Source organism: Flavobacterium hibisci (assembly GCF_020026925.1).
GTDB classification, from domain to species: domain Bacteria; phylum Bacteroidota; class Bacteroidia; order Flavobacteriales; family Flavobacteriaceae; genus Flavobacterium; species Flavobacterium hibisci.
The window spans coordinates 83,426-97,754 of the sequence record NZ_JAIQDW010000012.1; the positions used below are offsets into that span (position 1 = coordinate 83,426).

The 14,329-nt window shown below is 36.1% G+C and carries 12 protein-coding genes; 5 read left to right on the forward strand and 7 right to left on the reverse strand.

What is annotated here, in order from left to right; genetic code table 11:
• Positions 1-237: 237 nt before the first annotated feature.
• Positions 238-4,293 carry a T9SS type B sorting domain-containing protein gene (locus K8B81_RS13460; RefSeq protein ID WP_223682114.1) on the reverse strand — a complete coding sequence of 1,352 codons (4,056 nt, stop codon included), beginning with the start codon at positions 4,291-4,293 and terminating at the stop codon, positions 238-240.
• Between the two features lie 328 nt (positions 4,294-4,621).
• Between K8B81_RS13460 and K8B81_RS13465 the strand changes: the two genes are divergently transcribed.
• Together K8B81_RS13465 and K8B81_RS13470 are read left to right on the forward strand one after the other, a co-directional pair.
• Positions 4,622-5,101: a DinB family protein gene (locus tag K8B81_RS13465; RefSeq protein WP_025572388.1), complete on the forward strand. Its 480-nt coding sequence runs from the start codon at positions 4,622-4,624 to the stop codon at positions 5,099-5,101.
• A 51-nt stretch (positions 5,102-5,152) separates the two neighbouring features.
• Entirely contained in the window at positions 5,153-5,653 is a 501-nt protein-coding gene (locus tag K8B81_RS13470) for a DinB family protein (RefSeq protein WP_025572386.1), read from the forward strand.
• Positions 5,654-5,700: 47 nt separating this feature from the next.
• Here the strand turns inward: K8B81_RS13470 and K8B81_RS13475 are convergent, their stop codons facing one another.
• The gene (locus tag K8B81_RS13475) at positions 5,701-6,657 is read right to left on the reverse strand and encodes a helix-turn-helix transcriptional regulator (protein WP_223682115.1); all 957 of its coding nucleotides are present in this window, start codon (positions 6,655-6,657) and stop codon (positions 5,701-5,703) included.
• 109 nt (positions 6,658-6,766) lie between these two features.
• On the opposite strand from K8B81_RS13475, the gene K8B81_RS13480 reads away from it, so the two are divergent.
• The 3 genes from K8B81_RS13480 to K8B81_RS13490 are packed head-to-tail and all read left to right on the forward strand — an operon-like array spanning position 6,767 to position 9,089.
• Positions 6,767-7,510 carry a prolipoprotein diacylglyceryl transferase gene (locus K8B81_RS13480; RefSeq protein WP_223682116.1) on the forward strand — a complete coding sequence of 248 codons (744 nt, stop codon included), beginning with the start codon at positions 6,767-6,769 and terminating at the stop codon, positions 7,508-7,510.
• A complete protein-coding gene (locus K8B81_RS13485; protein WP_223682117.1) occupies positions 7,500-8,891 on the forward strand; it encodes a radical SAM protein in 1,392 nt (463 codons plus the stop codon). Before K8B81_RS13480 ends, K8B81_RS13485 begins: the two co-directional genes overlap by 11 nt.
• Before the next feature lie 3 nt (positions 8,892-8,894).
• The gene (locus K8B81_RS13490; RefSeq protein WP_223682118.1) at positions 8,895-9,089 is read left to right on the forward strand and encodes a hypothetical protein; all 195 of its coding nucleotides are present in this window, start codon (positions 8,895-8,897) and stop codon (positions 9,087-9,089) included.
• Positions 9,090-9,149: 60 nt separating this feature from the next.
• On the opposite strand, the gene K8B81_RS21095 is transcribed toward K8B81_RS13490, so the two are convergent.
• The 5 genes from K8B81_RS21095 to K8B81_RS13515 all read right to left on the reverse strand — a co-directional run bounded on the left by K8B81_RS21095 (position 9,150) and on the right by K8B81_RS13515 (position 14,261).
• Positions 9,150-9,260 carry an addiction module protein gene (locus K8B81_RS21095; RefSeq protein ID WP_223682152.1) on the reverse strand — a complete coding sequence of 37 codons (111 nt, stop codon included), beginning with the start codon at positions 9,258-9,260 and terminating at the stop codon, positions 9,150-9,152.
• A 53-nt stretch (positions 9,261-9,313) separates the two neighbouring features.
• Positions 9,314-10,729 (reverse strand): hypothetical protein, encoded by a 1,416-nt coding sequence (locus K8B81_RS13500; protein ID WP_223682119.1) that lies wholly within the window; start codon positions 10,727-10,729, stop codon positions 9,314-9,316.
• 96 nt (positions 10,730-10,825) lie between these two features.
• On the reverse strand, positions 10,826-12,622 hold the full coding sequence (gene lepA / locus K8B81_RS13505; protein WP_223682120.1) for a translation elongation factor 4: 1,797 nt from the start codon (positions 12,620-12,622) through the stop codon (positions 10,826-10,828).
• A gap of 162 nt (positions 12,623-12,784) precedes the next feature.
• Positions 12,785-13,522 carry an NUDIX hydrolase gene (locus K8B81_RS13510; RefSeq protein ID WP_223682121.1) on the reverse strand — a complete coding sequence of 246 codons (738 nt, stop codon included), beginning with the start codon at positions 13,520-13,522 and terminating at the stop codon, positions 12,785-12,787.
• Between the two features lie 22 nt (positions 13,523-13,544).
• Positions 13,545-14,261 (reverse strand): NUDIX hydrolase, encoded by a 717-nt coding sequence (locus K8B81_RS13515; RefSeq protein ID WP_025572377.1) that lies wholly within the window; start codon positions 14,259-14,261, stop codon positions 13,545-13,547.
• Between the last annotated feature and the right edge of the window lie 68 nt (positions 14,262-14,329).

The following is a 14,329-nucleotide window of genomic DNA, read 5'->3' on the forward strand; positions in this document are numbered from 1 at the left end:
CAAACATTCGCCTATCTACCCAAATTTAGGTGTATATACGAACGTTTGTTTCGTATTATTTCTTCCAAATATAAAAAATAAATAATCTCAACCTTACAAAAATGTTCTTCTGCCAGCGTGAAGGATGGGAGCAGGTTACCGAAGTAACGAGTACAGCCTGACAGCATCCTGATAAAAGGGCGAATAATCGTTATGTTGATCTTTCCCTTTTATCGGGATGGTGGCACGCCCAAAAGCTTATCGTTTCATGCTAAAATGTGCCCTGAAAACCTGAGGAGTTCCGTTTAGGGTATAAAAAACCTGAAACCAGTAGTCGGTAGAGGGAAGCAGATCGCCATTGTACTTACCGTCCCAGCCGGCACCGGAAGGTTTTATCTGTTTGATGGTTTTTCCGTAGCGGTCGAAGATATTGATGACGGCATCGGGCTGAAAAGCGAGATCGGGAATGTTCCAGGTGTCATTGTATCCGTCGTTGTTGGGAGTGAAAAATTTAGGGTATTTGAGTACATTGATAATGAGAATCTGGTCGTCGCAGTTTCCTTTGACATCTCGTACTGTGATAACATGCTCTCCGGAAGCAACATCATAAAATACATTGCTGGTTTGAAAACTGCCGTCATCGAGCTGATATTCATAGGTTCCAAAACCATTGTGCAGTGTTACGGTAACATCGGTATTTTCCCGAAAGGAGTCGGTCATGTTTATACTTGCAACTGCAGGACTTGATTTTTCGACGATAATCGTAGCCGGATTGTACCCACAATCATCACCAACATCGGGTGTGTTTTTGGTGATTTGAAGGGTATAAGTTCCATCTTTGGCAGCGGTATAATTCGGACCTGTGCCTACTTTATTGCCGGCTAGATACCAGTCAACAGTGTAAATGGCAGGATTAAGTCCTGACCTTAATTCCGCCGAACGAAGCGTGGTTCCCGTCTGGAAATCAACACAGATAATTTCGTTTGGTAATACCAGATTTTTCAAAGGATATACTGTGATATTAAAATCGTCCTGAGCCGTACAATTGGGGTTTGTTGGAGATGCGGCGTAAATATAGATTTGCTGACTGGCAGTTATTTGCTGCCCGGATGAATAGCGCGTTCCGGTTGCATTTGGCCCGCTGTAATAATTTCCAACAGATAAAGGCGGTAATGTATAGCTTCCGCAAATGGCAACATCTGGAGCGCTTGCGATTACAGGAGTTGCAGAAATGTTGACTAAAAAAATCTTTTCGCTTGTGCAGGTCAGTCGGTTACCGGAAACGGCATAAACATATATTCTTTGTGAGCTTGTTAAAACAGTTCCCGCCGGAATAGCAGTGCCTTTTCCTCCGGGCTGTGGGTAATAATTACCTAATTGCAAGGGTGGCAGGGTGTAGCTGTCGCAAGCATTAACATCGGCAAAGGTACCAACATCTATTCCGTTGTAATTCACCCTGAAAAAAGTTTCATTACTGCAGCTTGTAAAATCGGCCCATTCATTATAGATGTAAATTGTTTGATTGGTGTTGATGAGTGTTCCTTCGGGGATTTGGGTTCCCTGGCCATGCGGACCTCCGGTTGCAGTGAAGTATTTTCCGTTTTTCAATACAGGAAGTTTAAAGGCGTTACAGGTTACCACATCTGTAAAACTATCGACCAGAGGACGTTTTCTGATTTCGACCACAAAACTATGTTCATTGGTACACTCAGGGCCAACTGCATAAATATAAATGGTCTGGGTTGAGGTAATCACATCCCCGGCTTTTAATGCGGTTCCTCCGCCGTTTGTTTTGGTATAATATTTTCCGTTTACCAAAGGAGGCAGGACATAACGCTCGCATTCCAGTCTATTGGGCGGTGTATCTACTAATGGCAGTGTTTTGATGGTAATTTCATAATTTAGGTTGTCAGTACAATTAGGAGAGGTTGTAGTATTGGCATAATAATACACGGTTTGCGAAGTAGTAATGTTGGTTCCAGCCGGAATATTTCGACCCTGTCCGGCCGGGGCAGTGTAATAACCACCCACAGCAACGGGAGGTAAAATATAATTTCCGCATCTGGTAACTGGAACAAAAACGGACGAATTAATGATTTCGATTCTAAAGGAATATTCATTGGTGCATCTTCCGTCATTTGCAAAAACAAATACCATCTGGCTAGTTGTTACATTAGTTCCGGCATTTAAACGAGTTCCTTTACCTCCTGTTGCCGTGTAATAATTCCCATTTACTAAAGGAGGCAGAATATAAGAGTTACAGGTTACCACATTGCCGGGTTTATCGACTATAGGCAAAGGATAAACAATAAATGATAACGCTTCATCACGACAAACTGTTCCATTAATTCTGGCATAATAATAAATAGTCTGACTTGTGGTATAAATTGTTCCTGCAGGAATAGCATTTCCCTGTCCTCCGGGAGCAGTAAAAAAACCACCAGCAGCTACACGAGGAACTGTATATTGACCGCAGGCTTCTTTTTTAAAACTAAGTTCGTATATCAGAATTACATTAAAAGAAGTCTCATTGGTACAACCGTTGGCTGCAGATCTGTTGAAAATATAGTAGGCACCACTTTTGGTAATAATATCTCCAGGATTCAGTTTAGCACCTGTTCCATTTGGTCCCGTATAATATTCCCCAGATGTAATTGGTAGTAAAGTGTAGCTGTTGCAGGCTACTACATCCGGAATATCATCTACTGTTGGAAGAGAAAAAATGTTTATATTAAAATTGACCGTAGCATAACAAACCGAACTCGAAATGTTTTCAACCCGCACCCAAATCGTTTGTGGTGTTTGTGCTGTGGAAGTGTTGAAAGCCTTTGGATCTGCTATGTTATTCGTTGCACTGTTTGCGGCTGTCTGGCTGGTGTAATATCTGATTTTGTAATCCGAAGGGTTCTGCCCATTTAGTATGGTACTTTCCTGAGTAGTTAAATCTACAATGACTCTTCCGGAAATGTTGTTGCAAACGTTAATGTCAGAAGGTTTTACAATATTGATAGCAGGTGTTACCAGCAAATTGAAAGAGATTAAGTTGTTACAGAAAAAGCTATTGTTGTTTACCGGTACGGCTTTTATATAAATAGTCTGGTTTCCTGAACTTGTAAAAGAGTTTAACTGATTCTGAGGAATCGCAGGACCGTTTGCATTGGCTGCCGCTAAAGAATCAAAATAATAAATGGCATATTTAGCAGGGTCAACCCCCAAAGCAGCTATATTATTTTGTGTTAAATCATATTGATATACGCCATTTGTATTGTAGCAGGCGATTAAATCTTTGGGAGTTTTAACGACCAAATCTTTAATCACTACTTCATCTTTGATCACACAGCCTGAAAGTGTTGCTGTAAGTCCGTATATTCCGGCTCTGTTAAGCGTAAGGGAGCTGCTTGTTTCCCCGGGAATTACAGCTCCGTTGAGAGTCCACACATAATCATAATTGCCCACAAGTCCAGATTGCAGTGTGATAGTTTCTCCCTCGCAAATAATTCTGTCAGGACCTAAATCCATTGTCGTTATAAAACTGCCTCCTTTTATAAAAACTGCCGAATCATAATTACTGTCGTTATAATCGCCAATGGCGAGTTTTATGCTGTATGTCCGATTTGGAATCACAGATGAAGAAGCTTTCAAAACTTTGGTTTCCCCTCTCATATTGATGGCCGAAACTGTGGGATTGGTTACATTATAACGGTCAAATAAATTGGCATTGGCAGACAAACAGGCAGAATTGTACTGCTGATCCCGAATGTTTTTAACGGAAACGGGTGTTGTTGTGCCCGGGACTACAGCAAGATTTTTAGAAATTCCCGTTGTTAAATCGGTCAGGATAAAGGCAAAAACATCACTAAAGCCGCATTGAAATTCGCCATATTCATTCGAAGCAAAAAGAAAATCAAAACTAAAATTACTCGACAAAGGGGTGAAATCAAACTGAAGATAACTCACATCGGTAACAGGAACAATTTGACCATTCTCATTGCTAATATTCTGCAAATCGGCATCATTATTATTATTTAACCGACTGCTTTCATTCAAGCCTGTATAAGATCCTTCAGTATGTTTGGCAATACCGTTCCGAATAATAATTCCGTTTGTAATGGGAAAATTAGGATTGGTATTGGTAAATTTTCCAATGCCCAGCCGTGATGAGAATTTGAAATTGCTTTCACTGGCACAGGCATTTTGCATCAGCTCTTGCCGAACCAGTTCCGGTATAGCCAAAGTTGTAGTGTCAACTATGATTCCCTGTGATGAAGATATAGCCGAATAAAATAATAAAAATAGAAGTAGAGCAGATCTCATAATTCATAATTTTATTAGTTGTGCTACTTAAAGTTACGAAATTATTTCTTTTTAATGTTATGATTGTCAGTATTTTATAATTTCGCTATTGATTTCAGAAAAACAGTTCTGATTTGGTTTTGCTAAAAATGGAATGGCAAACGATTCCCTGTAAAGGTGGACTGTGCCACATCTAATCTTTTATTGTGATTAGAGGGTTTTAGAGGCACGACTGTGCGTCTCTACGGCAGGAAATAAAAAAATATTTATTTTTTATTTCCTGCTGACAAACTGTTGTCACCGACCCTCGATAATTTTGAAGTGTTAAACAAATTAAAACTTTAAAATCATGAAAACATTAGAAGCACAAGTAATTTCTTCACAAGATTTATTGAAGCACTGGCAGGGACACAGAGCATTAACACGTCGTTTAATTGAGATTTTCCCTGAAAAGGATTTCTTCGAATTTTCAATAGGAGGAATGCGCCCATTTGCAAAGTTGATTGATGAACTTTTGGCAATTGCAGCTCCGGGACTTAAAGCAATTGTAAACCGCGACAGCCAGCCTTATACTGAAGGAGAGGAAAAACTGATTTTTAAAGCGCAATATCTTGAAAAATGGGATGAAGCTACAGCAGAAATCAATAAATACTGGGAGCAATTGTCTGTAGAAGATTTCAATGAGACTTTTAAGCTTTTCGGACAGTATGAATTTCCGATTATTCAGAATATCTTATATTTTATAGACAACGAGATCCACCACCGCGGACAGGCTTATGTCTATTTAAGAGCTTTAAATATCGAGCCGCCATTTTTTTGGGAAAGATAGTCAGATGAAATTTTCATCGTAACTTTATTAATAAATCTAAAAATAACGGCTATGAGTTTAAAGAAAATAATGTCCAATTATGCAGATTATAATTTATGGGTAAACCACCAATTCGTAAACTGGCTTTCGCCGAAATCTGATGAATTGCTGTATGCAGAAGTATCTTCAAGTTTTTCAACAATTATAAAAACACTGGATCATATCTGGTCAACTGAAGAATATTGGTTTTCTGTTATTTCTGAAACTGATTTATCAGAGAAGAAACCGGAAAGTGAATTGTCGAAAGAAGAAATCTTTGAAGGTTTATTAAATTCATCTCTAAAATTGAAACATTTAATCAATTCATTGTCCGAAGAAGATTTAATGAAAGAAGTCAAAATCGTTAATCCGTGGTTTGAATGCGAATTGCCTATTTCGGATTATCTGCTTCAGGTTATTAATCACGGCACTTATCACAGAGGCCAGATTGTAACGATGGGCCGTAATATCGGAATTACAGATGCCTCAAATACCGATTATAATTTCTATAATGTTGTAAAACAGCAGCATTAAAGACCAAAAAACTCCTAATGCAACTTAGTTTCTTTAGGAGTTTTTTTCTATAAAAGCCTTTGTTTGTTGATTTCTAACAGTTCTAAAGTTCTTGTTTTAAGACTTTCAGGCTCAAGAATTGTGGCATAATCTCCAAACATCAAAAACCATCGGGGAAAACCATTATCAATATCACGGCACATAAAAGTCATTTCGATTTGTCCGTCAACTTCTTTTTCTGAAATGAAACCATGGTATTTTCGTTCTGTAGCTAAATAATGAATTATCTTTCTATCCACTAAAATTCGGACTTTAGTGGTAGGGCAGGTTTCTGTTTTAGTAAGATAGGTTTCCAGTGAATCGTGTTCAATGGTGAAATCCAGTTCTGTTTTTTTAATACCCTGAATCCGGTCAGTTCTAAACTGTCTATAATCTTTTCGCAAATGACAGTATCCCAGAAAATACCAGTTGTTATTGTCGTGAAAAACACCTACAGGTTCTAAATTTCGTTGCGTTGTTTCCTCCTTTGAAAATGTTTTGTACGTTAGCAGTATCTGCTTTTTCTCGGCAATTCCTTCAAAAAGAACCGCTAAAGTATTGGGAGAATTGTCATTAAACATGGGTTCAGCAGTCTGCATCATGACCCTCGATTCAATATTCGAAAGATAATCTTTATCTGTACTTCTCAAAACTGATTTCAGTTTATACATCGCCGATGCATAATGATTTCCAAGAGTCGGATCCGTAAATTTCTGCATCAGTTTTTCGGCAGCTATAAAACTGCTGACTTCTTCACGCGTAAACATCACCGGAGGCAATCGGTAGCCTTCCATCAAAGCATAACCAACTCCGGCTTCGCTATAAATAGGAACTCCAGAAGCTTCAAGTGTTCGAATGTCTCGATAAATCGTTCGCAAACTGCAATCAAAACGATCCGCCAATTCCTGCGCTTTTACAATTTTTTTCGATTGCAACTGAATCAGGATGGCGACAATTCGGTCAAATCGTTTTGGGGTTTCGTCCATTTTAAAAACATTTTTTCAAAGATACTATTTTACGATAAAGAGTTAAAAACAATAAATTTTTGCATCTTTACAGAATTGTAATGTTAAAACACAATTTGAATCGCAATTAATGAAGCTTCCGTTTGAACCAGTCTTGTTTGGTTATGAAATTAATATCCATTTAGTTCTAGAATACCTGGCCTTTTTTATAGGCTATCGGTACTATGCTTTTTTACGAAAAAGAACTACAGACAGCATCATAACAATCAATAGGTTATCTATTATTTTAGGCGCAGCACTCGGCGCTTTTTTGGGTTCCAGGATTGTAGGTTTCTTAGAACATCCTGTTGTTATTCCGGATATTAAATCTTTTTTGAGTCTTTTCAACACTAAAACCATTATGGGCGGATTGTTTGGCGGGCTTTTAGGAGTTGAGATTGCTAAAAAAATCATTGGTGAAAAAGAATCATCGGGCGATTTGTTTACGTTTCCGATTATTCTGGGAATTTTTATCGGAAGAATTGGCTGTTTTTTATCTGGAACAAATGAATTTACGTATGGAAAAGCAACAACTTTTTTTCTGGGTATGAATCTGGGTGATAATATAAAGCGTCATCCGATTGCCTTGTATGAGTTGCTTTTTTTGGTCGTATTATTTATTTTTCTCAAAAATATACAAAGCAAAAACCTGAAAAACGGCTTGTTATTTCAGTATTTTATGATTGCTTATTTTACATTCCGATTTTGTATAGAATTTATAAAACCCAATCATTTCTTTGTTGCAGGCCTGAGTTCCATTCAGATTTTATGCTTAATTTGTCTGCTTTATTATTACAAAACAATTTTAAATTTATTCGTAAAAAATGCCAGTTAGAAAATACACTTATTATGATTTTACCTTAAGCCTTTGTCCGGAATGTTTAAAGCGCATTGATGCTAAAATTGTTTTTGAAGATGAGAATGTGTACATGCTCAAAAGATGTCCGGAACACGGAAATTCAAAAGTGCTGATTGCAGATGATATCCAATATTACAAAAACATCCGAAACTACAACAAACCTTCTGAAACACCTTATACTTTTAATACCAAAACACATTACGGATGCCCATATGATTGTGGACTTTGTCCGGATCATGAACAGCATTCCTGTCTGACGGTTGTTGAAGTTACAGACCGATGCAATTTGACTTGTCCGACCTGTTATGCCGGTTCATCGCCTTCTTATGGAAGACACAGGACTTTAGAGGAAGTAAAAACAATGCTAGACACGATAGTTTTAAATGAAAAAGAACCTGATGTCGTACAGATTAGTGGAGGTGAACCGACAATTCATCCTCAGTTTTTTGAAATTCTGGATTATGCAAAGTCACTACCAATCAGGCATTTAATGATTAACACTAACGGAATCAAAATTGCAAAAGACAAAGCATTTGCCCAAAGGCTAAAAAGCTATTCGCCGGATTTTGAAATTTACCTGCAGTTTGATTCTTTTGAAGATAGCGTATTGCAGGAACTCCGCGGTGCCGATTTGAGCGAAATTCGGAAACAGGCATTAGAAAACCTCAATGAACTTAATTTATCCACAACACTGGTTGTTACGCTTCAAAAAGGTTTGAATGATAATGAAATTGGTAAAATAGTTGAATTTGCGCTAAAGCAGAAATGTGTAAGAGGCGTTACTTTTCAACCCACACAAATTGCCGGAAGACTGGAAAACTTCAATCCCGAAAAGGACCGGATGACACTAACCGAGGTAAGAAGGAAAATTTTAGAACAAACTTCCATTTTCAATTCAGATGATTTGCTGCCGGTTCCCTGTAATCCGGATGCTTTGGTGATGGGATATGCTTTGAAACTGGGTGATGAGGTTTTCCCGTTAACCCGATACATTAATCCGAATGATTTATTGGACAATAGCAAAAACACCATTATTTACGAACAGGATGAAGTGCTTCGCGGAAAAATGATAGAATTATTCAGTACAGGAAATTCAGTAGAAGTGGCTCAGGAAAATCTTAAGTCAATCCTTTGCTGCCTGCCTAATATCGATGCTCCTGAGTTAGGTTACGATAACTTGTTCAGAATTATCATTATGCAGTTTATTGATGCTTATAATTTTGATGTAAGGGCGATTAAAAAATCATGTGTGCATATTGTCAATAAGGATAATAAAATAATTCCGTTTGAAACGATGAATTTGTTTTACAGAGACGAAAAAATAGAAAGATTAGAAGAACTTAGAAGTACTATATAAATTATGATAGCATTAGAAGTAGGCAATTTAGACGGATTGATCGTATTTTTCGTTGCCATTATGTTTGGGCCGCCGGTTGTATTTACAATTATTGGATTCCTTGTAAAAAGAAACAATCCAAAGACCGCAAAAGTGTTGTTTATCTTGGGTGCGGTTTATTTATTGATCGGATTAGGAATTTGTGGCGGATTTCTTTAGTGAAAAAGGAAAACCCAATAACTTTTAGGTTATTGGGTTTGTATTAATTACAAATCTGATTCAGTTATAAATTTTAGAAACTTCCTCCCAGTCTAAAAGCCTTTCAGGATTTGATTTGGCTTTATCCATTCTGTCTAAAACTATTTTCTGATGTTCAGCAGGAATCTCTATTAATGTTGATTTTTTTAGTTTCCATAATTATGAGATTAATTAAAAAATGTTTTTTAGGCTTTAAATTTTCTAAAGGATTGAATCATTTCGTAAATCCCGAAAGCAATTACAATTTTTCCAAATATGAAGATTAGCCAACTGAAAGGATTTGTTAAGTAAACTCTATCTGTTTCTAGGGGATTATAAAAATCGGTTACTAATAGAAATCTAAAGAAACCAGAAAACAATCTTGCCCAATTATCCCAATTTAAGAAATCAATTAAAAAATTACGATTCTCAATAAAGTATAGTATTAAGTAAATTAAAAAACCGCTAACTATTGTAAATCGCAATGCTTTCCTCCAGCTATTGCCAAAATCAGTTGAAATTTTAGTAACATATAAAATTGATTTATCGATAAATCCTGAATTCCATTTCCAATCCAATTCCTTATAATGAGCAGCAAGTTCATATGCTCGAAAGCGATTAAAGTCAATTCGATTTTCAGCCTTTTGAAGTTGCTGTTTGATTGTTCGAATTGTTCTTCTATTACAATCTTCAATTTTTTTTATTTGAATATCATCGAAAAAAGCTCCCTTTTCAAAATTCGTTTTATCTATTTCAATAATGTCAAAGTAGGTTTCTTGAAATGAAACAAAATCATGAAATTTAATTTTATCCAATTTTATTTTGTGAATTTTTGATTTATCAAAATCAGTGAATTTAGTAAAGTCACAAGATGTAAATCTAAAATTCCCATTGATTTCATTATTAATAGATTGAAAATTAATAGGGTTGTTAAATGTACAATTATTAAAATGAGTATCATCATTAAAATTTGTTTCAAAAAAACTAGAACTTGAAAAGTTGCAATGGTTAAAGAAACATTTATTAGCATTAGAAATTACTTTATTTCCTATATAATGAAAATAACTATTAAAGATACAATGAGTAAAAACAACGGTATTTAAAGTTGACTTTATAATCGAGCAGCTTTCAGTATAATTTAAATTTGATATTCCTAATGACCCGTTATTAAAAATTATATTTTCAATATCAATAGTTCTAATTTTGCCTCCATTAATTTTTAAATATCCCGATTCTACTATAGTTGGAATTATATCAGTAAAGTTTTCATTATTCTCTTCAAATAAAAGGTTTTCTACTTTGCAATTTGCAATTTGAAAAGACTTATTGTTTATTTTAGATGAAATGAATTTTAAATATTTGAAAGAACAAGAAGAAAAAAGTATATCGCAAAAGAAAGTACAGTTGTCAAAAACGCAAAATCTATTTAGTGGATCTTCAGAATTTCTATCATGAAAAACAAGAGATTCTCCTTTAAATATCACATTTTTAAATGTCAGTTCAAAGTTGAGACTTTGCATTTGAAGAATAGTCTTGTGTTCTATTTTAATGGTTAAATCACTAAAAGATTTTTCATTAGATGTAATCTTTTGTTTAAAGTCTTCTCCGCTTATTTCTGTCATTTTATTTTTAATTACTCTTTCAAAAATAAACAAAAAACCCAACAACTTTTACGTTATTGGGTTAGTCTATATTCTTTATTCTTTCTTCTAAAAAATCTAATCATTCAATTTCAAAACAGCCATAAACGCCTCCTGAGGAATTTCAACATTTCCAACCTGTCTCATACGTTTTTTACCTTTTTTCTGTTTTTCAAGCAGTTTACGCTTACGCGAAATATCTCCACCGTAACATTTTGCGGTAACGTCTTTACGAAGTGCTTTAATGGTTTCACGAGCTATAATCTTTGCTCCAATTGAAGCCTGAATCGGAATTTCAAATTGCTGACGCGGAATTAATTCACGCAATTTTTCACACATTTTCTTACCAATAGTATAGGCATTATCAGCGTGAATTAAGGCAGAAAGTGCATCTAATTGATTGGCATTTAGTAAAATATCCATTTTAACCAATTTTGATTCTCTCATTCCAATTGGAGAATAATCAAACGATGCATATCCTTTTGAAACGGTTTTTAACCTGTCATAGAAATCAAATACAATCTCCGCCAATGGCATGTCAAAATTCAATTCAACACGTTCTGTAGTTAAATACGTTTGATTGGTAATTTGTCCACGTTTTTCAATACACAAACTCATCACATTACCCACAAAATCAGCTTTGGTAATAATAGTTGCTTTGATATAAGGTTCTTCTACACGATCTAATTTTGTAGCCTCAGGCAAGTCGCTTGGGTTGTTTACGATAATCGGAGTATCTGGTTCTTTTTTAGTATAAGCCAAATACGAAACGTTTGGAACAGTTGTAATTACGGTCATGTTAAACTCACGCTCTAAACGTTCCTGGATAATTTCCATGTGTAACATTCCTAAGAATCCGCAACGGAAACCAAAACCTAATGCGGCCGAACTTTCTGCAGAAAATACCAGCGAAGCGTCATTTAACTGTAGTTTTTCCATTGATGCACGTAAATCTTCAAAATCTTCCGTGTCAACAGGGTAAATTCCGGCGAAAACCATTGGTTTTACATCCTCAAAACCTGTAATCATATTGGTAGTCGGTGCTTTGGCATCTGTAATCGTATCACCCACTTTTACCTCTTTTGCTTCTTTAATCCCCGAAATTAAATACCCAACATCTCCTGTCGAAATCACATTTTTCGGAACCTGATTCAGTTTCAAAGTACCTACTTCATCGGCAAAATACTCATTGCCTGTAGCCATGAACTTAATTTTTTGTCCTTTTCTGATCTCGCCGTTTACAACTCTAAAGATTACTTCAATTCCGCGAAACGGATTATAATGCGAGTCAAAAATCAACGCTTGTAAAGGCTCTTCCGGATTTCCTTTTGGAGCTGGAATTTTTTCAATAATGGCAGCCAAAATATTTTCAACACCAAAACCAGTTTTTCCCGAAGCATGAATAATATCTTCTAATTTACATCCTAATAAATCGATAATATCATCGCTAACTTCTTCCGGATTAGCACTTGGCAAATCGACTTTATTTAAAACCGGAATAATTTCCAGGTCATTTTCTAAAGCCAGGTATAAGTTTGAAATCGTTTGTGCCTGAATGCTTTGTGCAGCATCCACAATCAAAAGCGCACCTTCACAAGCCGCAATCGAACGGGAAACTTCATATGAAAAGTCAACGTGACCGGGAGTGTCAATTAAATTTAAAATGTATTCTTCTCCCTTGTATTTATATTCCATTTGAATGGCATGACTTTTAATGGTGATTCCGCGCTCACGTTCCAGGTCCATGTTGTCAAGCAATTGTGCTTTTTCTTCACGAGCCGAAACGGTTTGTGTGGCACTTAGTAATCGGTCTGCCAGTGTACTTTTACCGTGGTCAATATGTGCAATAATGCAAAAGTTACGTATCTTCTTCATTTTATATTCAGTTCTCTAAACGAGTTTTTAGTAATTTTTGGGTATGAATCTGCCCTGCTGTAAATACTTCAGGGCATGTTATTAAGGCGCAAATATAACGCAAAGTTTTGGATTCTGGAATCTAGTTGCCGGATAGTTAATTTTTGAAAATCAATTTCAGTCTTAAAATTCAAAATTGAACCCTTTTTCAGTCAGTTTTTTGTAAATTTCCGAATCAAATTTGTACAATTTTGCGGCTCTGTGCGATACATCTTGTTGTTTTTCATCTAAGGCAACAAGCAATTTCATATGCAGAATTTTTCTTCGGAAATTGGATTTGTCGAGTTCGATTCCTAATATTTCTTCATAAAGGTGCATCAATTGTAATAAAGTAAATTTTTCAGGTAAAAGATTGAATCCTATTGGGGCCTGACGCACTCTGTTACGAAGTTGCATTAAGCTGAATTGCAGGATTTCATTGTGGTCAAAAATCAGGTCAGGCAGTTCGTTAATCTTGTACCACGTGGCTTCCATCAGGGTAAGTCCAGCCTTTACATTGTAATCTTCACGGTTCACCAATGTATAATAACCAATGGTTACTACCCTTCTTCCCGGCACACGGTTTGGATCCGTAAACGCTTTTAACTGTTCCAGATAGATGTTGTCCAGACTCGTTAATTCATATAAAATTCTTTGCGCTGCGTCATCAGAACTCTCTTCTTTTTTGAGCCAGCCTCCAAGAAGTCCCCATTTTCCCATACTTTCTCCTTCAGCATGATGTGCCAGAAGTACTTCGAGGTTCCCTTTGTTGAATCCAAATATCACGCAGTCAATCGTTACTCCGTCGATTACGGGATTTTGAATATCAGAAGGTCCTCCTACATAAGTTTTAGAAGCTTTCTTTGAGTGTAAAAATGCCATTTGTTGCTTTTATAAGGCTGTTTTAAAATTCAAAATTAAATCCTTTTTCAGTAAGTTTTGTATAAATTTCCGAATCAAATTTGTAGAGTTTGGCTGCTCTGTGAGAAACATCCTGCTGTTTTTCGTCAAGTGCTACAAGCAATTTCATGTGAAGGATTTTCCGCCTGAAATTAGATTTGTCCATTTCTATTCCCAATATTTCTTCATACAAATGCATCAATTGCAGCAATGTAAATTTTTCTGGTAAAAGATTAAATCCAATTGGTGCCTGGCGAACCCTTTCACGCAGCTGTTTTAGACTATAAGTCAGTATTTCACTGTGATCATAAATCAGATCGGGAATCTGGTTAATCTTATACCACTTTGCATCCGATGCCGTAAAACCGGGCTGAATATTATAATTCTCTCTTTTGATTAAGGCATAATAACCAATTGTGATAACACGTCTGAGAGGAAATCTATCTGGATTTCCAAATGCTTTCAACTGTTCAAGATAGATGTGGTCTAACGCCGTAAGTTCATTCAATAGCCGGTGTGCAGCATCATCTATACTCTCTTTTTTATTAATCCATCCTCCGGGGAGTCCCCATTTTCCTTTACTAATACCCTCTCCGTGCTGAATTAAAAGAACTTCGAGGCTTCCCTTATCAAAACCAAATATGACGCAATCAATCGTAATGGCATTCATCACTGAAGGATCATTTTTTACGAAAATGCCATTATTCAAATTGTCGGTCATCTGTTAAAATTTTGACAAATTAAATAAATAAAATAACACTTTGTGCTTAAAGAGTTATATATTTTTCA